This window comes from Sulfuricurvum sp. PD_MW2 (genome assembly GCF_002633015.1).
In the GTDB taxonomy this organism is placed as follows: Bacteria; Campylobacterota; Campylobacteria; order Campylobacterales; family Sulfurimonadaceae; genus Sulfuricurvum.
The window spans coordinates 39,608-59,363 of the sequence record NZ_NSIU01000009.1 but is presented as its reverse complement, the minus strand read 5'-3'; the positions used below and the strand labels follow the sequence as shown (position 1 = coordinate 59,363).

Annotated in this window: 20 protein-coding genes; 10 read left to right on the top strand and 10 right to left on the bottom strand. The window is 43.4% G+C overall.

The window, feature by feature from the left end; genetic code table 11:
• Window positions 1–2 precede the first annotated feature (2 nt).
• Complete coding sequence (locus tag CJD30_RS05970; RefSeq protein WP_294917364.1) at window positions 3–473, top strand: PaaI family thioesterase; 471 nt, start codon at window positions 3–5, stop codon at window positions 471–473.
• On the opposite strand, the gene CJD30_RS05965 is transcribed toward CJD30_RS05970, so the two are convergent.
• From CJD30_RS05965 to CJD30_RS05955, 3 genes are read right to left on the bottom strand one after another with little or no spacing between them, the layout of a single operon-like run.
• A complete protein-coding gene (locus CJD30_RS05965; RefSeq protein ID WP_294917362.1) occupies window positions 470–1,063 on the bottom strand; it encodes an MBL fold metallo-hydrolase in 594 nt (197 codons plus the stop codon). The two genes, CJD30_RS05970 and CJD30_RS05965, sit on opposite strands and share 4 nt — an antisense overlap.
• 46 nt (window positions 1,064–1,109) lie before the next feature.
• The gene (locus tag CJD30_RS05960) at window positions 1,110–1,871 is read right to left on the bottom strand and encodes a transglutaminase-like domain-containing protein (protein ID WP_294917360.1); all 762 of its coding nucleotides are present in this window, start codon (window positions 1,869–1,871) and stop codon (window positions 1,110–1,112) included.
• On the bottom strand, window positions 1,856–2,119 hold the full coding sequence (locus CJD30_RS05955) for a GIY-YIG nuclease family protein (RefSeq protein WP_294917358.1): 264 nt from the start codon (window positions 2,117–2,119) through the stop codon (window positions 1,856–1,858). The genes CJD30_RS05960 and CJD30_RS05955 overlap by 16 nt, the downstream gene beginning before the upstream one ends.
• 50 nt (window positions 2,120–2,169) lie before the next feature.
• On the opposite strand from CJD30_RS05955, the gene CJD30_RS05950 reads away from it, so the two are divergent.
• The 5 genes from CJD30_RS05950 to argB all read left to right on the top strand — a co-directional run bounded on the left by CJD30_RS05950 (window position 2,170) and on the right by argB (window position 6,723).
• Window positions 2,170–2,982, top strand: coding sequence for a ferritin-like domain-containing protein (locus CJD30_RS05950; RefSeq protein ID WP_294917356.1), 813 nt, complete (start codon window positions 2,170–2,172; stop codon window positions 2,980–2,982).
• A 61-nt stretch (window positions 2,983–3,043) separates the two neighbouring features.
• The gene (locus CJD30_RS05945) at window positions 3,044–3,844 is read left to right on the top strand and encodes an NAD+ synthase (protein ID WP_294917353.1); all 801 of its coding nucleotides are present in this window, start codon (window positions 3,044–3,046) and stop codon (window positions 3,842–3,844) included.
• Window positions 3,845–3,858: 14 nt separating this feature from the next.
• A complete protein-coding gene (locus tag CJD30_RS05940; RefSeq protein ID WP_294917351.1) occupies window positions 3,859–4,977 on the top strand; it encodes a DegT/DnrJ/EryC1/StrS aminotransferase family protein in 1,119 nt (372 codons plus the stop codon).
• Window positions 4,974–5,888, top strand: a complete 915-nt coding sequence (locus tag CJD30_RS05935; protein WP_294917349.1) for a tetraacyldisaccharide 4'-kinase — start codon at window positions 4,974–4,976, stop codon at window positions 5,886–5,888. The genes CJD30_RS05940 and CJD30_RS05935 overlap by 4 nt, the downstream gene beginning before the upstream one ends.
• Window positions 5,872–6,723 (top strand): acetylglutamate kinase, encoded by an 852-nt coding sequence (gene argB / locus CJD30_RS05930; protein ID WP_294917347.1) that lies wholly within the window; start codon window positions 5,872–5,874, stop codon window positions 6,721–6,723. Before CJD30_RS05935 ends, argB begins: the two co-directional genes overlap by 17 nt.
• Window positions 6,724–6,730: 7 nt before the next feature.
• Here argB and CJD30_RS05925 read toward each other — a convergent pair whose 3' ends face one another.
• Window positions 6,731–7,993, bottom strand: coding sequence for an MFS transporter (locus CJD30_RS05925; protein WP_294917344.1), 1,263 nt, complete (start codon window positions 7,991–7,993; stop codon window positions 6,731–6,733).
• Window positions 7,990–10,119: a bifunctional acyl-ACP--phospholipid O-acyltransferase/long-chain-fatty-acid--ACP ligase gene (aas, locus tag CJD30_RS05920; protein ID WP_294917342.1), complete on the bottom strand. Its 2,130-nt coding sequence runs from the start codon at window positions 10,117–10,119 to the stop codon at window positions 7,990–7,992. The genes CJD30_RS05925 and aas overlap by 4 nt, the downstream gene beginning before the upstream one ends.
• Window positions 10,120–10,234: 115 nt before the next feature.
• Between aas and thrC the strand changes: the two genes are divergently transcribed.
• Complete coding sequence (gene thrC, locus CJD30_RS05915) at window positions 10,235–11,704, top strand: threonine synthase (protein ID WP_294917340.1); 1,470 nt, start codon at window positions 10,235–10,237, stop codon at window positions 11,702–11,704.
• Window positions 11,705–11,723: 19 nt separating this feature from the next.
• Here thrC and ppk2 read toward each other — a convergent pair whose 3' ends face one another.
• A complete protein-coding gene (ppk2, locus tag CJD30_RS05910) occupies window positions 11,724–12,671 on the bottom strand; it encodes a polyphosphate kinase 2 (RefSeq protein ID WP_294917338.1) in 948 nt (315 codons plus the stop codon).
• Window positions 12,672–12,693: 22 nt separating this feature from the next.
• On the bottom strand, window positions 12,694–14,607 hold the full coding sequence (locus CJD30_RS05905) for a thioredoxin domain-containing protein (RefSeq protein ID WP_294917335.1): 1,914 nt from the start codon (window positions 14,605–14,607) through the stop codon (window positions 12,694–12,696).
• A gap of 139 nt (window positions 14,608–14,746) precedes the next feature.
• Here CJD30_RS05905 and dsbD point away from each other — a divergent pair, with 139 nt between their 5' ends.
• From dsbD to CJD30_RS05890, 3 genes are all read left to right on the top strand, one after another.
• The gene (gene dsbD, locus CJD30_RS05900; RefSeq protein ID WP_294917332.1) at window positions 14,747–16,549 is read left to right on the top strand and encodes a protein-disulfide reductase DsbD; all 1,803 of its coding nucleotides are present in this window, start codon (window positions 14,747–14,749) and stop codon (window positions 16,547–16,549) included.
• Between the two features lie 2 nt (window positions 16,550–16,551).
• Window positions 16,552–16,935: a thioredoxin family protein gene (locus tag CJD30_RS05895; protein ID WP_294917329.1), complete on the top strand. Its 384-nt coding sequence runs from the start codon at window positions 16,552–16,554 to the stop codon at window positions 16,933–16,935.
• A 127-nt stretch (window positions 16,936–17,062) separates the two neighbouring features.
• Window positions 17,063–17,815 carry a hypothetical protein gene (locus tag CJD30_RS05890; protein ID WP_294917327.1) on the top strand — a complete coding sequence of 251 codons (753 nt, stop codon included), beginning with the start codon at window positions 17,063–17,065 and terminating at the stop codon, window positions 17,813–17,815.
• A gap of 4 nt (window positions 17,816–17,819) precedes the next feature.
• Here CJD30_RS05890 and CJD30_RS05885 read toward each other — a convergent pair whose 3' ends face one another.
• From CJD30_RS05885 to CJD30_RS05875, 3 genes are read right to left on the bottom strand one after another with little or no spacing between them, the layout of a single operon-like run.
• Window positions 17,820–18,347, bottom strand: a complete 528-nt coding sequence (locus CJD30_RS05885) for a hypothetical protein (protein ID WP_294917325.1) — start codon at window positions 18,345–18,347, stop codon at window positions 17,820–17,822.
• Window positions 18,347–19,390 (bottom strand): lipid-A-disaccharide synthase, encoded by a 1,044-nt coding sequence (lpxB, locus tag CJD30_RS05880; RefSeq protein WP_294917322.1) that lies wholly within the window; start codon window positions 19,388–19,390, stop codon window positions 18,347–18,349. The genes CJD30_RS05885 and lpxB overlap by 1 nt, the downstream gene beginning before the upstream one ends.
• A complete protein-coding gene (locus tag CJD30_RS05875) occupies window positions 19,387–19,746 on the bottom strand; it encodes a c-type cytochrome (RefSeq protein ID WP_294917319.1) in 360 nt (119 codons plus the stop codon). Before CJD30_RS05875 ends, lpxB begins: the two co-directional genes overlap by 4 nt.
• Between the last annotated feature and the right edge of the window lie 10 nt (window positions 19,747–19,756).

Genomic DNA, 19,756 nt, shown 5'->3' with positions numbered 1-19,756 from the left:
TTTTGGAAAAAGATCAATTGGATTTAATGAATGAAGAGATTCAAGTAGCCATCAATCCCCAGACGGCATTGAATACGCATGAGAGAATCAATACAGTATACAGCGGTGAAGTCGTTAAAATTGAACCGGGATATGCTAAAGTCGTTCTGGAGACGACAGAAGTAATGCGCGCAGATGAAGTAGGACTCGTACATGGCGGGTTTATTTTCAGTGCAGCCGATTTTGCCGCGATGGTTGCGGTTAATGAACCTAATGTTGTTTTGGCGTCGTGCAATTGTCTGTTTTTAGCTCCTGTGAGAGTTGGAGACATGGTTGAATTTGAAGCGACGGAGCACCAAAAAGAGGGGCGTAAACGCAATGTTACCGTTCGCGGCTACGTCCATGAGATTAAAGTCTTCGAAGGAGAATTCAAAACCGTCATTACAGAACGGCATGTTCTCCGTTTGGATCTTTTGAAAAACATTGAAGATTAAACGATTCTAAGCCAGTAATCGACGTTGCGTTGTTCCGCTCGAACGGAGGTCGGGTTCCCGTGCCCCGGATAGAGGGGTTTATCTATAGTCCATTTTGCGAACTTTTGTAAACTCTCTCGCATAGACTCCGCATTTGAGTAGGGAAAATCCCATCGTCCGATGGAGCCTTCAAACAAAAAATCTCCGCTAAAAATAGCATCACCGATCTCGATCATTGAACATCCTGGACAATGCCCGGGAAAATGGTGAAATTTCACCTCAATACCGCTAATATCAAGCGTTTTGTCACCATCGACAGCGATATCCGGCGTTGAAGGGGGGAGTTCCGGCATCCATGTACTGCTTTGCATGAGCACAATATCTCCTTTTGGAGAGTACAGAGGGATGTTTAATTGGGATTGCAATTCACTGTTGCTCCAGACGTGGTCGAAGTGTCCGTGGGTATTGAGGATGGCGATCGGATTTTTGACGTTCGCCATGACCCACTCAGTTGCTCCCATCCCCGGATCGATGATGATCTCTTTATCATCGATTTTTACAATATAACAGTTGGTTTGATAATCGCCCATGGGACGTTTGAGAATTTCCATAAAGTGTCTCTTTTTTAGCTCGGATTGTAGCATAAAATCAGAGCGTTCATCCGATTGAAAATTTGACGTTGGATAGCTCTTCTGGTTGATCTCTATTCATATCGTAAACCCCTTCAAAACTGTAGGGAAACTGCCCGTTGAACTCTCCGATTTTTGCTCCGCCCGCCGTTGTTTCGGCGTAATAAAAATCTTTTCCCTCTATTGTGAGTTTGGCACTTAGAAACGGTACGTGAGCGGTATCTTTGAGATGGACAGCAACGAAGACATGATGAGGGACATAGACAAAACGATAGTCAATACCTCTTTCATTGAGTAATGAAGCAAATAGATTTGATTTATCATCGCAGTCTCCCCAATGGCTTTTTACAACCGTGATGGCGTTTCGGCTTGTATAATCGGTGCGATAAGGAATCTCGCTAACATAATCAAAAAGTTTTTGCGCCTCACATCCATCATCACCATTACACTCTTGAACAAGTTTTTCGGCTAGAGAAGCGAGTTCTCCCTTTTTTGCCAAATTGGTTTTGATTACCATACCGTTGAGTTCAATGATTCCGCGATCATACACGCTGACAAATTGAGCAGAGGATACTGAGGGATTAGAATAGGGGCGAAGATCGCGTGTCTCTACCCATGTTATCGACATTCCGATATAGGTGAATGCTCCTACAACTCCACCGATGCTCATGAGACTCATAAAACCTGCTTTGGAGGTTTGGATTGAAGGTTTTTGTGCCGACTTGATAATCTCTCGATAAACGAAGAACGCGATCAGCAAAACGACGGCGATTTTTACCCACAATTCCATAGAGCCTCCTTCGCGGATCGTTTCATTGTTTTGATGGCACGTTCTCGTTTGAGGGCGCTGCTTTTATTATCGCATAGTTCACTGTACATAAGTGTGACCGGACGGCGATGGCGGGTGTATTTGGCTCCCTTGTCTGAGGAATTGTGTTCATTTAGCCGTTTTTCCACATCGAGTGCGATTCCAGTATAGTAGGTATTGTCACTGCATTTGAGAATATAGAGGGTATAGCTTTTTTCGGATGGTTTCATAAATAAGAGTATAGCAAAGATAACGCTTTGGACACGATATAATGGCGTTTATGGAACTTTACAGCACTTTAGAAACTCTTTTAACCACTTCTGATCCCAGTGAGAAGATATCTCTTTTTAGAACATTTTATGCCGCATATCGTCGCGGTGAAATCACACGCGAATGCACAACAGAACCGATCGTTTTTACCCATCCCTCATATCACGAGCATTGTAAGGTTATTGATCCTCAGGATGTTCCGAGACGAACCAAGCTCAATACGCCTCACGGACAGATTTTACTCCTTCATGCGATTGCCCACATCGAATACAGCGCTATTGATTTGGCTTTGGATGCTGTATATCGTTTTCGCGGATTAGGTGAAGCGTTTGATGAAGATTGGCTTGTCGTTGCGGATGATGAGGTACGTCATTTTGAGATGATCGTTTCGTTGCTAGAAGAGTTGGGAAGTTCGTATGGAGAGTTCCCTGTACATGATGCACTGTTTGAAGCCTCTATGCGAACATTGAGTCTTCATGAAAGAATGGCGGTTGTCCCCCGTTATCTTGAAGCAAACGGTTTGGATGCCACTCCGTTGATCTTGCGTAAATTAGAGCCGCATATGGGTGATGCGATGATACAAAAGATCGTTGCCGCGCTTCATGTGATTTTGGAAGAAGAGGTTGATCATGTCCGCAAAGGGGACGTGTGGTTTGAATACGCTTGCAAACAAGAACATCAAGAACTCTCTAGCTATTTCGACATCATCGATAAACATTATCCCAATAGTTTCCCCCGCAAAGTGAATGTCAACTGCGATGCCCGTCAACGTGCCGGATTTGATAAGGATGAGCTCGCTAAAATATCGTTAAATCAGTGTTGACATATTCGGTAACCAAAATGAGTTATAATACAAAAAATTAATGCGAAGATAAGGTTTGACAGTGAGTAAATACGAACTCATCAGTCGCTATTTAGTTGAATTTCTAAGTCAGGAAGTTCGTAAAACAGGACTGAAAAAAGTAGTGGTCGGATTAAGCGGGGGGATAGATTCAGCCGTTGTTGCGGTTCTGGCACACCGTGCATTCGGCGATGATCTGTTATGTGTAAAAATGCCCTCTCACTACTCCTCTGCGAGTTCGTTGAACGATGCGGATGAATTATGTAACGCTTTTTCCCTTCGTTCAGAGATCAAGAGTATTGAACCGATGCTTCGTGCATATGAAACATCTGATATGTCACCGTTACGGATAGGAAATCTCTCAGCACGGTTACGGATGGTAACATTGTTTGATATTTCAGCACGCGAAGGTGCTTTGGTTTTGGGGACGAGCAATAAGAGTGAATTGATGCTTGGATACGGAACACTTTATGGTGATTTGGCAAGTGCGCTCAATCCGATCGGTGATCTGTACAAAACGGAAGTATTTGATTTAGCCCGTTATTTGGGAGTTCCGGAGTCAATTATTTCAAAACCTCCTTCAGCAGATTTGTGGGAAGGACAGAGCGATGAGAATGAGATAGGCTATCCTTACAGCGATCTTGATCGTGTCTTAAAACGCTATGTTGAAGAGAGACATACATCCGAAGAGATGATAGAGAGTGGTGAAAATCCTGAATTAGTCGGTATGATAATAAAGAGAATTTATCAGAATCAATTTAAACGGCGTATGCCGATTATCGCGAAATTGACCTCGCGAACGCTTAATCATGATTTCAATTATCCGAGAGATATTACCCTATGAAAAAGGAAGCAGATATGAATATCCCATTTTACCGCGTAGAAGTCGGCGGTGATGAACGTGAAAAAATTGACGAAGTATTTGACGGTGAAGCCCCTACGATCATCGAAGATCTGGAAGCGGCGTTTGAATCGTATACAGGAGCCGGATACGCTCTTGCAACATCACACGGAACGGCGGCGCTCCATTTGGCGATGCTCGCTATCGATCTAAAACGGGGCGATAAAGTGCTTTGTTCGATCAATGCGTATCCTTCCGTTCCTGAAGTGGTTCGTCACTTTGATGCTGAACCGATTTTTATCGATATCAATCCCGATACTTTTACGATCGATTTGGACAAGCTCGAAGCCTATTTGGCAGAAAATAAATCCAAAAAACTCAAAGCAGTGATTGTCTCTCATGTTGCAGGGCAGTGTGTTGATTTGGATCGTTTGTATGCGATGGCAAAAGAGCATGAGGTCAGAATTATCGAAGATGCTTCGGATGCGTTGGGAGCTACCTACAACGGTCAAAAAATCGGCTCAACGGGTGCTGATATCACTTGTTTTGATTTTAGTCCCCATTTGCGTCGCAATGTCTGCAACGGCGGTATGCTCGTGTGTGATGATGAAGACATTATGGAGCGGGCTAGGTCGCTTCGTAACCACGCGATGGTGATCGAAGATGAGGGATTGGGATATATCTACGACGTAACGGACATCGGAAGCCAGTATATGATGAGTCCGCTCGATGCAGCAACGATTTTGGTACAGCTAGAGAAACAAGATGATATTATTGAGCGCCAACGAGAGATTGCGGAGATATATAACGAGCGTTTAGCCGATGCTCCTCATATCCAAACGCCGGTTGCGAATGATGAACATCCGTTTTCACTCTACATTATCAAAATCGATAAAAACCGAGATTCATTTGCGCGTGAGCTCTCCGCACGGGGAATTGAGTGCGGATTGCACTATATACCGCTTCATTTGCTTAGTTATTACAAAGCGAAATATTCGTTGCGGGTCAATGATTTTCCGGTTGCACTTCGAAACTATCAGCAGGTTCTCTCCATTCCTAATTATGCTGCTCTCAGCGATGCTCAGGTCGAAGAGATCTGTGACGCAATTTTGGATGTTGCTTCCACACGCGTTTGAAGCGTTATTTTGTTCAATGGGGCGAGAGGTATCTGTATAACCCCTCGCTGATTCAAAAAATCCTCTCTATCTTGCTTTTGCCGATTAGTTGGCTGTACTGCCTTTTGGCATACATCCGCTATCTTCGCAGTTCTCCAAAATCACAAGGTATACCGGTTGTCAGTGTAGGGAACCTCACCGTAGGGGGAACAGGTAAAACTCCTGTTGTTATCGAATTGGCACGCCATTTTGACAAACCGGCAATTGTACTGCGCGGATATGGACGTAAAAGCAAAGGGATGGTTGTCGTCAAAGATAAAACCACCATACTGTGCGATGTCATACGAAGCGGTGATGAAGCGATGCTCTATGCCGAGTCTCTCCCCTCAGCGACGGTTATTGTGAGTGAAATCCGAGAGCGCGGGATTGCAGAGGCCAAAGCGATGGGATGTGATGTCATATTGCTTGATGATGGATATGGAAAACATTCGATCGAAAAACTCGATCTTGTGATTGCCGTTCCGACGCCAAATCCATTTTGTCTCCCCTCGGGTGCTTATCGTGAGCGGCTGTGGTTTGGGAAAAAAGCGACTATTTTGATGGAGAGAGTTGCATTTCAGCGTTCGGTTAGTATCAAAAACCCGACTGAAAAGATGGTACTGGTTACCGCGATTGCCCGTCCTGAACGGCTCGATCCCTATTTGCCAGAAGGGATAGAAAAAATCTACTTTGAAGATCATCATTTTTTCACTCAAGGCGAGCTTGAAAGCATTATCAAGCAATATGATGCGACCAGCCTCTTGGTAACTTCAAAAGACTTCGTTAAAATGTCAATGTTTAAACTCAACCTCTCTCTTCTGGACCTTTCCGTAGTGTTAGATGAAACGTTGATTAGTACAGTAAAGGAATATGTTCATGCAAAAAAAGATTGATACTGTCAAAACGCTGATGGATGCGATGCCCTTCATCAAAGAGTTTCGCGATGAAATCGTTGTCATTAAATACGGCGGATCGGCACAAACCTCCGATGAACTCAAAGCTAAATTTGCTCAGGACATCGTATTGCTTCATCTGGTCGGGGTAAAAGTCGTAATCGTTCACGGCGGTGGAAGCCGTATTTCTCAACTCCTGAACGATTTGAAAATCCCGACCGAATTTATCGACGGTGAACGTGTGAGTACACCTGAAGTGATGCGGATCGTGGAGATGGTACTCAGTGGAGAGATCAACAAAGAGATCACTTCATTACTCAATTCTTATGGTGCAAAAGCGATCGGTATCAGCGGAAAAGATGCCCATTTCTTGCGCGCCAAACCGAAAGATGAAGCAAAATTCGGACTTACAGGACGGGTTGAGAGTGTCAATGCGGATGTGATTCACAACCTTTTACGAGAGGGATTTATACCTGTTATCGCTCCGATCGGTTCTGATCCGATCGTAGGACATCCGGGGTACAATATAAATGCCGACTTGGCCGCGTCAGCGGTTGCGGCAGCGATTGGGGCGTGTAAGGTGATTTTTATGACGGACACTCCGGGGGTACTCAACAAAGATAAAGAGCTTTTCTCGACGTTGAGCGAAGCCGAAGTAGAAGCACTAAAAGCGGATGGTACGATTAGCGGCGGAATGGTGCCGAAAGTGGATTCGTGTCTTGAAGCGGTTGATATGGGAGTCAAAAAAGCCCATATTATTGACGGACGGATTGAGCATGCGATCTTGCTTGAACTCTTTACTTCTGAGGGTGTAGGGACACAGATTACTCTGTAACCCTCACCTAATTGCTCTTTTTAAAAAACATTGTAATAGCTCCTGCCACTAACAATGTTCCCATCGCAATCATTAAGAATATCGTCGAGATATGAAATCCATTTCCCAATAAAATCATTGTCACTATCGCACCGGCTACCATAAAGAGAGCATTGAGGATATTATTTGCGGCGATGATACGGGAACGCGATTGCATTTCACTTTTGGCTTGGATCAAGGCATAGAGAGGAACACTGTATAACCCTCCGAATACTCCGATAAGAGTCAGATCCAAGAGGATGTGAAAAAATTCGGGGTTAGCATAGAGGTTCCCCAATGCGCTGAAGTGTTGAGCACTAAGGGCAAAATCAATCCCCGATAGTCCCATGCCGATAGCTCCGACAATAATGAGTGATGGTTTGAGTTCATGGTTGCTGAGCCGTTCACAAAGAAGTGATCCTATTCCGATACCGAGGGTAAAAAGACTCAATAAAACGGTGACGGTCTTTTCATCTCCCATAAGAACCGATTTGACAAAAGCAGGAAATTGTGAAAGAAGAAGCGCTCCGTACAACCAAAACCACGATATGGCAAGGATTGAGAAAAAAACCATTTTGTTGTGATAGGAGAGACGGATAGCATGGAGTGTCTGGGTAAAAATATTGATTGAAAATCTATTGCTAGAAGCAAGTGCAGGTGTTGAAGGGATATAGCGGCTAAACCCATAACCGATGAGGGCGATAGCGATAGCCGCACTCGCTGCAATAACCCCTCCGTTTTCTATGGCTGAGAGGGCTCCGCCAAGGATGGTACCCAGTAAAATAGCGGCAAAAGTTCCTGACTCGACGAGGGCATTGGCCGTGACCAATTCATTTTCTTCCATGTGCTGAGGGATGATCGAGTATTTGATCGGACCAAAGAGGGTAGAGTGCATTCCCATTCCAAATACTACGATCATCAGGGTGACAAAAGAGTGCGCAGCAAACCCGATGAGAGCAATCACCATCAAAAAGATTTCCCATACCTTGACAATACGTGCAAGGCGCGCTTTGTCATATGCATCAGCTATTTCCCCTGCAACACCCGAAAATAAAAAAAACGGGAGGATAAAAACGGCTCCGATGAGCGGAGCAAGCAGTGCAGGGGAGAGAGATGTCCACGTTGAAGCTTGAAATGTCAGGAGAACCGCAAGGGTATTTTTAAAGAGATTATCGTTAAAAGCTCCCAAAAATTGGGTTCCGAAAAGCGGAGCGAAACGGCGGGTTCTGAGAAGATAAAACGGGCTGCTCATATGTTTTGTGCCATTGATTTTAAGGTGACATAATCGGTTTTGCCTGTTCCTAATACAGGAATAGCATCGAGAAAGACGATTTTACGTGGTACAGCGATTTCGGGATACCCGCCTACACGAGCAGCTTGTTGCAGGAGCTCACGTTCCAGCTCTTGATCGGTTGTAAATAAAACAAGGGCTTCTCCCCGTTTTTCATCACTTATGGATGTGATCGCATGAAAATGTGAGGGCGATGCACAGATCGCAAGCTTTTCAACGGATTCGAGCGAGATCATCTCCCCCGCGATTTTGGCAAATCGTTTGACTCGACCGAGTATTCGGACAAATCCCTCTTCATCAATGGTGACGACATCACCCGTATCATACCACCCATCGCCTGCCTCCGAGGTTGGCTTTTCAAGAAAACCGGGACGTTCAGCGCGTAGATAGCCGCTCATGACATTTGGTCCCTTGACGTGCAAGATGCCTCCCTCTTCAATTCCCGGTACACGAATGAGTTTGGACTCAATCCCTGGTAAAATTTGTCCAACGGTACCGCTTCGGTATGCCATCGGAGTATTGACGGCGATGACGGGAGCCGTTTCCGTTGCTCCATACCCTTCGAAAATTCGAAGACCGAATTTTTCAAACCACAGCTCTTTCACACTTTCCGAGAGTTTTTCAGCCCCTGCGACAACGTAACGGAGGCGGTAAAAATCGTATGGATGGGCATGTGCTCCATAGTGGTTTAAAAAGGTATTGGTTCCAAAAAGTATGGTGCATGATCTATCATATGCAATTTCAGGAATGACTCGATAGTGTAGGGGTGAGGGGTATAAAAATAGCGGAATTCCACCCAAAATCGGCAACAGTGTCCCCGCAGTCAGTCCAAAAGAGTGAAAAATCGGCAGGGCATTAAGCATCTTATCCTCAGTCGAGAAATCGACGATGGAACGTAATTGAGCGATGTTTGCCAAAATAGCATCATGCGAGAGTACGACCCCTTTGGGTTTTCCCTCTGAGCCTGATGTGAAAAGGATCACTGCCGGATCTTTGGGTACGGATTTGTGCATCACGGTTCGCGGAAACCATCGTCCCCATCCCATCAGCCAGAGTTTATCCATGAGTTTCATTTGAGGACGAAGATCTTCGAGATAGAGGATTCCAATCCCCTCCAAACCTTCCAGCTTTGATTCGAGTTTTCCTTGTGTGACGAATGCTTTTGAGGTAATGATCGTTTTGATTTGTGCGGCAGTGCAGGCACTTTGAAGTCCATCACTTCCGGTAGTAAAATTGAGCATTGCAGGGGTGCGTCCAAATGCATTGAGCCCAAGGATAATCCCTAATGCAGGAACGGCGGTCGGCATGAGTACCCCTACGGATTCTCCTGTCGCGGTATGATGAGATAGGAGTTTTCCCAAACCCAATGCCATCGTGAGGAGTTGTCGATAGGTGTATTCGATTTGTTTGGTATCTTCAGCGATAGGACGTGCATATCCGTAGCTTTCTGAGGCATCGATAAAAGCCCCAAAGAGGGTATTTGGAGTACGTGATTCAAAGATAGATTGTTGTAGTAATGTTCGCATTGCTTCACCCGATTTGGTTCGTCGCTCATGCGTGCTTCCGCCATCCGTTATGTTTAGACGAGTGGGAGTGCAATAAGTGAGGGTGATTTTGGGGAACCACCGTTTTGGATGTTCGTTATGCATTCGTGAAAGGGTACTAAATGTTGCTCCCTCGATGATGATCGGATGGATTGTCGCAGCTGTTTTGAGGGTGACGAAGGCTGAGCCTTCGTAGATTTTCATCAAACTTCCCGTTGTTGTGATTCGCCCCTCCGGGAAAATAACAACAGCGCGACCGCTCTCAACGAGTCGGATGATCTGTTTGATCGCCATCGGATTGGCTGGATCGATGGCGAGATATTCGCTTAGCGATAAAAATGCTCTTACTAACGGGCGTTTTGCGATTTCGGTATTAACGACAAACACCGGTTTAATCGGAAGAATTAACCCCAAAATCAGTCCGTCTAAAAATGATTGATGATTGGCAATGATAACCGTATGATTCTCTTGACGCTGAAATTTGCCTACCACTTTGACCCGAAATAAAAGACGGACGATGACATAGAGGAGCGTTTTTATCATACCTATTTCCTTGAAAAGCGAGAGTTGATGCATTTTACTCTAAATGTTCTGAAGCTTCTAAGGGTTACATGATAGGCTCTTTGTTATAATCACGAAAAATGTATAAAGTGAAGCAATGAAATTTATTGAAACACGCGGAAATGACGGAATCCATCCACAACAGGTTACCTTTTCAGAGGCGATTTTAAGTCCTATCGCATCTTTTGGAGGGTTATATGTTCCTTCTCAACTCCCTGATTTGGGAGAGCCGTTTTTAACAAAGCATTTAAACTCGAGTTACAAAGAACTGGCAAAAGATTTACTTACAACATTGGCGATTGATATTGAGGGTTCGGTGATTGATGAAGCCCTTTCGCTCTATGACAAATTTGATGATCCGAGCAATCCGGTTCCGGTTATCAAAGTACGCGATGATCTCTACGTGAGCGAACTCTATCACGGACCGACCCGTGCGTTCAAAGATATGGCGCTTCAACCTTTCGGTGTGGTTCTCAGCTCCATCGCTCAAAAACGGGGACAAGAATATCTGATTCTAGCTGCAACAAGCGGTGATACGGGACCTGCTGCATTGGAAACGTTTAAAAACAGAGCGAATGTCCGTGTTGCGTGTCTCTATCCGGACGGTGGAACTTCGGATGTTCAACGTCTTCAGATGGTTACAGAAGATGCAAAAAACTTAAAAGTGATCGGGATCAAAGGGGATTTTGACGATGCACAAAGTGCACTCAAACGTCTTTTGGGTTCACAGACGTTCAAAGATGCCCTAAAAGCAAAAAACATCTCTCTTTCTGCCGCAAACTCGGTGAATTTTGGTCGAATCATTTTCCAAATCATCTACCATATTCACAGCTATCTCGAACTTGTTCGTCAAAATGTGATTACTATGGGTGAAAAAGTCTACCTCGATGTTCCAAGTGGAAATTTCGGAAATGCTCTTGGGGGATATTACGCCTATAAAATGGGTCTTCCGGTGGAGAAGATCATTATTGCATCGAATGAAAATAATGTCCTCACCCGTCTGATCAACACAGGCCGTTATGATTTGCGCGGTGAGAGTGTCGTAGCAACAACATCTCCGGCAATGGATATTTTAATCTCCAGCAATGTTGAGCGTATTTTGTATGATTTCTTTGGAAGCGAACGTACCAAAGAGTTGATGGCGGGTCTGGAAGCGGAACGTTTTTATGCGTTAAGCGACAATGAGACAATGAAACTTCAGAGCCTTTTTGCTGCCGATTATTGTAACGGTGCGGAAGGAAAAGGGTATATCAAAGAGGCGTTTGATACCGGATACTTGATGGATCCGCATACGGCAACGTGTTTTAAAGCGTATGATTGTTGTGCGACAAAACCGCTCAAAACCATTGTCTATTCAACAGCAGAGTGGACGAAGTTCTCTCCAACCATCGCTAACGCATTGAGCGGCGAAAAAGATGCAAATGATATCGATGCGCTTGAATCGATCGCTAAAACGGCATCAACACCGATCCCTCCAATGATTAAAGGGCTTTTCTCAAAACCGATCACTCAAGACACGGTTATCGAAAAAGAGAATATCGAAGCTGAAATTCTCAAATTTCTTTAATCCTAACCCTCTCTAAGGGTTAGCCGTTTTTTTGTCCTTCTTTTTCTTCGTTATGGATTAAAACACTTTCCATCAATTTGATCTCTTCATCGCCCCAAATCAGAATTTTTTTGGACGTTTTTAAATTGGGCGGATTTTTAGATGGGTATTGAACACTTGATAAGATATGCTTGATACAGTTGATACGGGCTTTTTTCTTATTGTCGGAACGGATGATAATCCATGGTGAAGTTCCGGTATGCGAAGCGCGAAGCATGGAAAGTTTTGCGGTGGTGTATTTATCCCACATATCTTGCGATTTTGCGTCTACAGGTGAGAGTTTGAATTGTTTTAACGGGTCTGTTTTACGCTCTTTGAACCGTTTTGCCTGCTCTTTTTTGGAAACGGAAAAATAGAATTTAAAGAGTATGATCCCTGAATTGACCAGCATTCGCTCGAATTCGCTGACGTGGTTCAAAAACTCCTGATGCTCTTGCGGGGTACAAAATCCCATCACGGGTTCAACGCCGCCTCGATTGTACCAACTGCGGTCAAATAAGACGATTTCCCCCGCGCTCGGAAGATGTTTGATGTAGCGCTGAAAATACCATTGCGTCTTTTCGACATCGGAAGGTTTCTCCAGTGCAACAATCCGAGCACCACGTGGATTGAGGTGTTCGGTGATCCGTTTGATGGTTCCCCCTTTTCCTGCTGCATCACGCCCTTCAAAAATCATCAAAATTTTTAGCCCTTGATCTTTGACATGATTTTGGAGTTTCAGAAGCTCTATTTGGAGATTTTTTAACTCCTCTTCATATTCAAGTACCGATTTTTTGACCCAGATCGGAAGTCGCTCTTCTTCTGTGCTTTTTTTTCGACGCTCTTTGGTATTCTCTTTTTCTGTTTTGCGTCGATCGTCATGGATGACGTCTTCGATATTTGCTGCTTCTGCTATTTCTGCTGTTGCCATAGAGTGTTTTGCACCCATTAAATACTCCAATTTTTTTTCATTATAACGTTGATGCAATTAATTCGTCAAGTTTTGAAGGATCTTTTGTCGCGGCAAAACAAGAATTCTCTCCGCAAAGGGTAAACTCTTCAAGTGTTTCATCATTTTTGAGCAAAACAAACGGATAGCGGATCACACCGATATGTGAGAGATTTGCAGAGCTACCTTTGATGACGCGTTGCTCTTTGAGATGACGAATGACTTCAGTCGTGAGGGTAGGGTAATAGATAGGTGTTTTCATCAGTTTCAAAGAGACATATTCGAGACTTTTAAACGCAAAATGGGAGTATTTCGGATCGACGAGGAGACCGAGGTTTTGCAAGACATTCACCATTACCCCAAGAGCACTCGGATAGGTACCATCATCGAGTTCTGCAATGGTCATAAAGGTTCCTCGGCTGAAATACCATTTTCCCTTTTCGTAGTAGAGCTCCAATGCTTTATTGGCGAAACGCTGTGCATCGATCAAATAGCGTTCATCGAACGTTGATTGATACGCTTCAATCAGCGTACGACATAGATAGGCATAGTCTTCCAAAAAAGCATCGATTTTTGGTGTTTTATGGATCAGAGTGGAGTGTTTAAGTTTCTCATCCACCTGCATTGTATGTAAAAGTCGATGGAGAGAACGGATGGCTTGCTCTGTATAGATAGTATCCGTTTTCCCTAGGATAAAGAGGGACTCGATCATCATTGCGTTCCATGCGGTGATCACTTTACGGTCGATGAAAGGATAAGCTCTGCTTTGGCGTAAAATTTTTAATTCGCTACAAAGCGGTTCAAACCACTCGGGTTGTGTATTTGATGACAATCGTATGATGCAGTGCCCCTCAAAATTTCCCTCTTTCGTCACACCAATCGATTGCGCCGCTTCGTGCGGGTTCGAAATGGAGAGGTGTTCGAGTACGGTAATGATTTCATCGTAGGTATAAATGAAATATTTTCCCTCTTCTCCTTCGCTATCGGCATCACTGGCACTGTAAAACAGATCATCCTCCATCATAAATCGAAGCATAAAATCGGCAGTTTTTTTGGCAATTTCGAGGTATCGATGTTCGTTATACACTACTCCCGTTTGTGCATAGAGCGTGCAGAGGAGTGCATTGTCATAGGTCATTTTCTCAAAATGGGGAATGAGCCATGACTCGTCGGTACTGTAGCGGCAAAATCCACCGTCCACGTGGTCGAATAAACCTCCTAATGCCATTGAATCCAGAGTATGGGTGAGGATCGTTTTGATCTTCTCGTCGCTTTGTAACCTGTCGATGGTGAGGATCGTAGTTAGGGTAGAGACATGCGGAAATTTCGGCGATTTGGAAAAACCGCCGTTGATCTCATCGTAGTTATGTTGAGCTTGTTGGACAAATAGAGGGATGATTTTATCATTTAAGAGCGTTGCTTGGACGGATTCATTTTTGGGTTGCATAAACGCAGTAATTTCATCGGCATTTTGAAACAATTTTTCGTCATTTTGAGCTACTTTTTCAGCGATGATAGCGGTGAGTTCACTAAAGCCCATCATTTGATTTTGATTATAGGGAGGGATATAGGTTGCAGCATAAAAGGGTTTATTCTCTGGTGTACAAAAAATCGAGAGAGGCCATCCTCCTGAGCGTCGGTTGAGTAGGCTGTGGAGCTCTTGGTAGTGCTTGTCGATATCGGGACGTTCTTCACGATCGACTTTGATGCAAACGAAGTGTTGATTGACGAACTCGGCAATTTGAGTGTTTTCGAATACTTCATGTTCCATTACATGGCACCAGTGGCAGCTGCTGTAACCGATAGAGATAAAGATAGCTTTATGCTCGTTTCGGGCTTTTTCAAATGCTTCATCGCACCATGGATACCAATCTAGCGGATTATTTTTATGTTGTTGCAGATAAGGAGAATCTTCAAAAGCAAGACGGTTGGACATGGTATGCTCCGTGTGAATATTGCGGGTAGTGTAACATCTGATGCTATAGGTAAACTGAAAAATATTAACAATATTGCTCTATGAGTTTTGTAACAGTTAATTGTGATAAAATAGAGATGATTTTTTAAGAAGGCTATGTATGCGTATACTATTGTTTTTGCTTATTTCAGTACAGATGTGGGCGGTAGGGTTTCTACAGCCGGATGAAGCATTTAAACCCTCAGCCAAAATGGTTGATGGTAAAACAATCGGTGTTGAGATTATCATGGGAGATCAGATCCATATTTATGCGGATAAGCTCAAAGTAGAAGATGCCGATAAAAAAGACGGGATAGACTTTAAATCGGTAACAATGGTTGAACCGATTGTTTTGGATGGTGAAAAAGTCTATGAATCCTCTCCTGCTATCCGTATTGCATTATTTAGAACAAAAGAACTTACAGGTGAAAAAAAGGTAAAAATCAAACTCTCTTATCAAGGGTGTTCAAGCGCAGGACTGTGTTATGAACCGATGGAAAAAACATTAGAAGTATCACTTGATGCGTCGAAAGTCCCTATGAGCGAATCTTCAGTCCTAAAAGCTCCGGCAGTCGAACAAAAATCGATTGATATCGCACCGCCTCCGGTAGCAAAGCCGGTGATTGCGGAGAAATCTGAAACCGATCAAATCGCCAGTGTGATCAAAGGGGGAAGCCTTTGGGTTATCGTTGTCAGCTTTTTTGGCTTTGGAATACTTCTCTCACTTACGCCGTGCGTATTCCCGATGATACCGATTATCTCGTCGGTTATCTTGGCTCAGGGCAAAGGGATGGGGGCTAAAAAAGCATTTTTCCTCTCCTTGGTTTATGTCCTTTCAATGGCAGTTGCGTATACGATTGCCGGGATTTTAGCGGGATTATTCGGTGCAAATCTTCAAGCGGCGTTTCAAACACCATGGGTCATTACCTCATTTGCCCTTATTTTCGTGTTGCTAGCTCTTTCCATGTTCGACGTGTATGAACTGCAAATTCCGAACTTTATCCAATCGCGTCTCAGCAAAATGGGATCTCAGAGAGGCGGTGTGATCGGGATTGCGATCATGGGCTTTTTATCGGCATTAATCGTTGGACCGTGTGTTGCAGCACCATTGGCGGGAGCGTTGATTTATATCGGTCAAACGGGAGATGCGCTTTTAGGTGGTGTAGCTCTCTTTTCTCTCTCTATAGGTATGGGAATTCCTTTGTTGATTGTGGGAACGACATCGGGTCGCTTTATGCCAAAACCGGGTATGTGGATGGATATCATCAAAGCGGTATTCGGTGTGATGCTCCTTGGTATCGCGATATGGATGATCGGTCGTGTATTGGATGAAAACACCACATTGCTTCTATGGGGTGGGTTGGCGATTTTTGTAGCGATCAATATGAACGCTTTGGAACCGTTGGGAGCACACCCTTCATGGAGCTCTCGAGCGAATGTCAAAGCTCTCGGATTTATGATTTTACTGTATGGAGTCAGTTTATTGATTGGTGGAATGGCTGGGGCAAAAAATGTCTTGCATCCGCTTGATCCGTTTATTGCCCAAGCTCAGGCCGCACCGATAAAACTCGAGCATAAAAAATTTGAAAAAATCACCTCTATCGAAGAATTGAATGCTATTTTGGCAGAAAGCAAAGGGAAAAAGGTGATGGTCGATTTTTATGCCGACTGGTGCACCGCCTGCAAGGAACTTGAAGAAAAAACGTTTAGTGATGAGAGTGTGAAAACGGCGATGGATCAATACATTTTGGTACAGGTAGATCTCACAGCCAATGATGAAGCTGCACGTACGATCAGCAGTAAATTCGGTATCTTCGGCCCTCCTGCGATTTTATTTTTCGATGAAAACGGAACACGCAAAAAAGATGCCGATATCGTAGGGTTCAAAGAACCGCAAGAATTTATAAAACATCTAGGAAAATAATCATGAGTAAAATAATAACAGTACTTTTGTTATTGGCAAACTTTGCCTATGCGGATCTTAAATGGGCATCGTCTTATGATACGGCATTGGCTCAGGCAAAGAAAGAGAAAAAGAACGTTGTGGTGATGCTTTCGCGAGAAAACTGTCCGGCATGTGAATACATGAGTGATATAGTATTTGAAGAGAAAATGGTGGTAAGCGAAGTTGCAAAATTCTATGTTCCGGTTCATATTGATATTCACAAGGACTTTATTCCTGATGGATTAGGATATATGGGAACACCGACATTTCATTTTTTGGATGCAAATGGCAAAAAAGTGGGACGTTATGACGGTGCAGCCAATATCCCTTCGTTCATGGGACTTTTGAACAAATATAAAAAATAAATTTTCCTTTCTTTGTTGTTTAGGATGTCTGGGCTCTTTTTTTACCATTCTTGAGGTATATTTTCACATCTTGAACGCAATAGGGTACCTGTAAATGCGATGGAGCGGTGTAGTCATAAGCATAGTGATGAGTTCGTTATCCGCAGCCGAGTATACATCGGCCCCCCCCTGCGATAGTTCACTTCCTACGTGGGCCTATCCACAAAACGAGTGCCGCAAAAAAACACTTCAGTACACGAAAAATGCTTCGTTAACTCCTCTCTTTGGCGGCGAAACACGTATCAATTACGATTTGAAAAAAAATGCAACCGCCGATACTGTATCTATGGGTGCTCAATACTCAGCCGATCAGTTTGTCGCAAAGGTACAAGGTTCTTATATCAAACCTAAAGTGGATAATACCCCCTCTAGTGGAAAAACCAACGTATCACTTCAATACCGTCAAAAACTGTGGGACTCTTTGTTGCTAAACGCATCAGAAAACGTCACTATCCCCGTAAAAACAGCGTATGATTTACCTGAACCTACGAAATACACGAGTATGCTCAAAGCACATTATCCAGTGAATGAGATTTATAATCTTTTTGCGGAGGGGAGCTATTCATTATTGGATCTTCCGGCTTCAGAAAATACCCTTTATCGGAACCCTTACAGTTACACTACCGGAGTAGTTTATTCAGACGGTAATGACACCATGATTAATGCTTCATATGTGCTAGAACAGTATGCTGACCCGACATTAGCAGCAAACAAAAAAATCAAAGTAGCGCATAAACATAAAATCAATAAAAAAATGAAAACATCTATCAGCGTCACAAAAAGTTTGGAGACCCCGCAACCGGATAACAGAGCACTATTTAATTTTAGTTATGCGTTCTAGAAGCTCAGTTTTTTTCTACCAGTTTATCCAATATATAAAGTTGCATATTTTTATGAGGGATCTCTTTTTCTAATGCATCTGAATATATTTTTGCTACTTCAGCAGCATGGAGCTCGTAATCAAAATGGGGGAAGTGGTTTTCCCAGGCATGACGAATTATTTTTAAAGCAACGGTATCGATAAGATACTCTTTAAAAATAGCGTACGTCGCAAAAAACATCCCCGTAAATAAAATTGCCATAATAATAAGTAAATGACAATCGATTTTTGCCAAAAACGGATGAAATACGATTGAAACAGGTAAAATAAAAAGGTGCCAAAGTCCGATAAAAACAAGGTAACTTCGTCCGATACTGAGGCGAAATCCCGGAATTTTTCCCTCTAGCTTTAACCCCTCTTGATACATTTTATTGGTTTTTAGAAGATCGCGAAAAAGCATCGGACCATCGCTAAGGGTGAAGACATAAGGGATGATTTTCTCATCGCTGAAAGAACGTGTTTTTGTTTTCATCCATGAAAATAGTCTAAGCATTATGATTCCTTGATAATTTGGCTGACACGTTTGGCACTGCCATGCCCTAAAAGTTCTCGTAGATGTGAAGCGTCTTTGAAAAATGCCTCTTTATCCATTTGTTGGTACGCATTATACAGATTTTGAGCATTGACTTCGTTTTGAATGAATTCAGGATGAATGGCCCGATTGTATTGATGAAAAAATAAGAGATTGCCAAGCCCCGCATAATCGAGTTTAACCAACCGTTTTCCAATCGCATAATCAAGCGCTTTGGCAATATAAACAAGAATAAAGGGTGTTCCGATCAAAGAAGCTTCCAGAGTTGCCGTACCGCTGCAGATAAAGGCAAAATCGGACTCTGCTAAACTCTGATGCGCTTCGTGGGTAATTTCAAACGTTGAAATATCCCCATAGAGCTCTTTGATTTGTTCATCGTTAAAATGGGGAGGAATGACAATCAATGCACGTGCATCGATCATAGATCTCAATTCACGGAAAACACTCATAAGGCGTTTGATCTCACCGGGACGACTTCCGGGCATAAAGGTGATTTTCCCGCTGGGTGTGAGATCGATTTTTCGAAGGGTTATTTCATCGAGCAATGGATGACCGACATATTCGATCGGAGCATTTTTTGAATAATATGAGGGCTCAAACGGGAGAATAGAACATAATTTTGTAATCGTTTTTTCAAGAACTGGGATCCGTTTTTTCTTCCAAGCCCATGCTTGAGGGAGAATATAGTAGATGATCTCTTTATCCGGATAGCGTTTTCGGATCGCTTTTGCCAAAGGGAGATTGAATCCCGATGAATCGATGAGGAGCACTTTATCCGCATCGGCGGCTAATTCCATCATTTGATCTTTGAGTCGGAAAAAGAACGGAAGTTTTTTGATGGCATCGACAAAGCCCATGATGGATGTCGAACGCAAATCGATAATACTATTGCCTAGTGAATTATCAAAAATTCCCGATAAGAGGACGTCATCTCCAAGTTCTTTGAGAAGATATTTCAGATGAACATTTGCAGAGTGTTCCAATGCACTGACTAATAATTTCATGATCCTCCATCGCCTCTAGCGGCTAAATCAGGTTTATAGTTGCTTTTATTTTCGTGGTATTCACTAAAAAATGTGGTTAACGCATCAATCTCTTTATCACTCAGCCCCATTGCAAAAGGGATCATAAGTTGAGATTGTTGTGTAGATCCTTGTTTTGCACGATAGCTTTGCAGTTTACTCATTAAAAAGGGTTTCCGGCGATAGGCGAGGGCGGGGTATTGATTGGTTCCGCCCGCTGAGATGCCATGACAGCCGCTGCACCCTTTTGTCAAATAGAGATTTTTTCCTTGGTCATACAAGGAAGGTGCTGTTGCAAGGAGTGAGATCGGTAAGATCAACAGGATGATTTTGATCACTCTAACCCTT

Bases quoted from the DNA above. Each gene is read 5' to 3' on its own strand.
- CJD30_RS05885 (WP_294917325.1), bottom strand. From the start codon at position 18,347: ATGCTTAGACTATTTTCATGGATGAAAACAAAAACACGTTCTTTCAGC.
- CJD30_RS05890 (WP_294917327.1), top strand. From the start codon at position 17,063: ATGAGTTCGTTATCCGCAGCCGAGTATACATCGGCCCCCCCCTGCGAT.
- CJD30_RS05895 (WP_294917329.1), top strand. From the start codon at position 16,552: ATGAGTAAAATAATAACAGTACTTTTGTTATTGGCAAACTTTGCCTAT.
- argB (WP_294917347.1), top strand. From the start codon at position 5,872: ATGCAAAAAAAGATTGATACTGTCAAAACGCTGATGGATGCGATGCCC.
- thrC (WP_294917340.1), top strand. From the start codon at position 10,235: ATGAAATTTATTGAAACACGCGGAAATGACGGAATCCATCCACAACAG.
- ppk2 (WP_294917338.1), bottom strand. From the start codon at position 12,671: ATGGGTGCAAAACACTCTATGGCAACAGCAGAAATAGCAGAAGCAGCA.
- CJD30_RS05965 (WP_294917362.1), bottom strand. From the start codon at position 1,063: ATGGAAATTCTCAAACGTCCCATGGGCGATTATCAAACCAACTGTTAT.
- CJD30_RS05925 (WP_294917344.1), bottom strand. From the start codon at position 7,993: ATGAGCAGCCCGTTTTATCTTCTCAGAACCCGCCGTTTCGCTCCGCTT.
- CJD30_RS05955 (WP_294917358.1), bottom strand. From the start codon at position 2,119: ATGAAACCATCCGAAAAAAGCTATACCCTCTATATTCTCAAATGCAGT.
- CJD30_RS05905 (WP_294917335.1), bottom strand. From the start codon at position 14,607: ATGTCCAACCGTCTTGCTTTTGAAGATTCTCCTTATCTGCAACAACAT.
- aas (WP_294917342.1), bottom strand. From the start codon at position 10,119: ATGATAAAAACGCTCCTCTATGTCATCGTCCGTCTTTTATTTCGGGTC.
- CJD30_RS05950 (WP_294917356.1), top strand. From the start codon at position 2,170: ATGGAACTTTACAGCACTTTAGAAACTCTTTTAACCACTTCTGATCCC.
- CJD30_RS05960 (WP_294917360.1), bottom strand. From the start codon at position 1,871: ATGGAATTGTGGGTAAAAATCGCCGTCGTTTTGCTGATCGCGTTCTTC.
- lpxB (WP_294917322.1), bottom strand. From the start codon at position 19,390: ATGAAATTATTAGTCAGTGCATTGGAACACTCTGCAAATGTTCATCTG.
- dsbD (WP_294917332.1), top strand. From the start codon at position 14,747: ATGCGTATACTATTGTTTTTGCTTATTTCAGTACAGATGTGGGCGGTA.
- CJD30_RS05940 (WP_294917351.1), top strand. From the start codon at position 3,859: ATGAATATCCCATTTTACCGCGTAGAAGTCGGCGGTGATGAACGTGAA.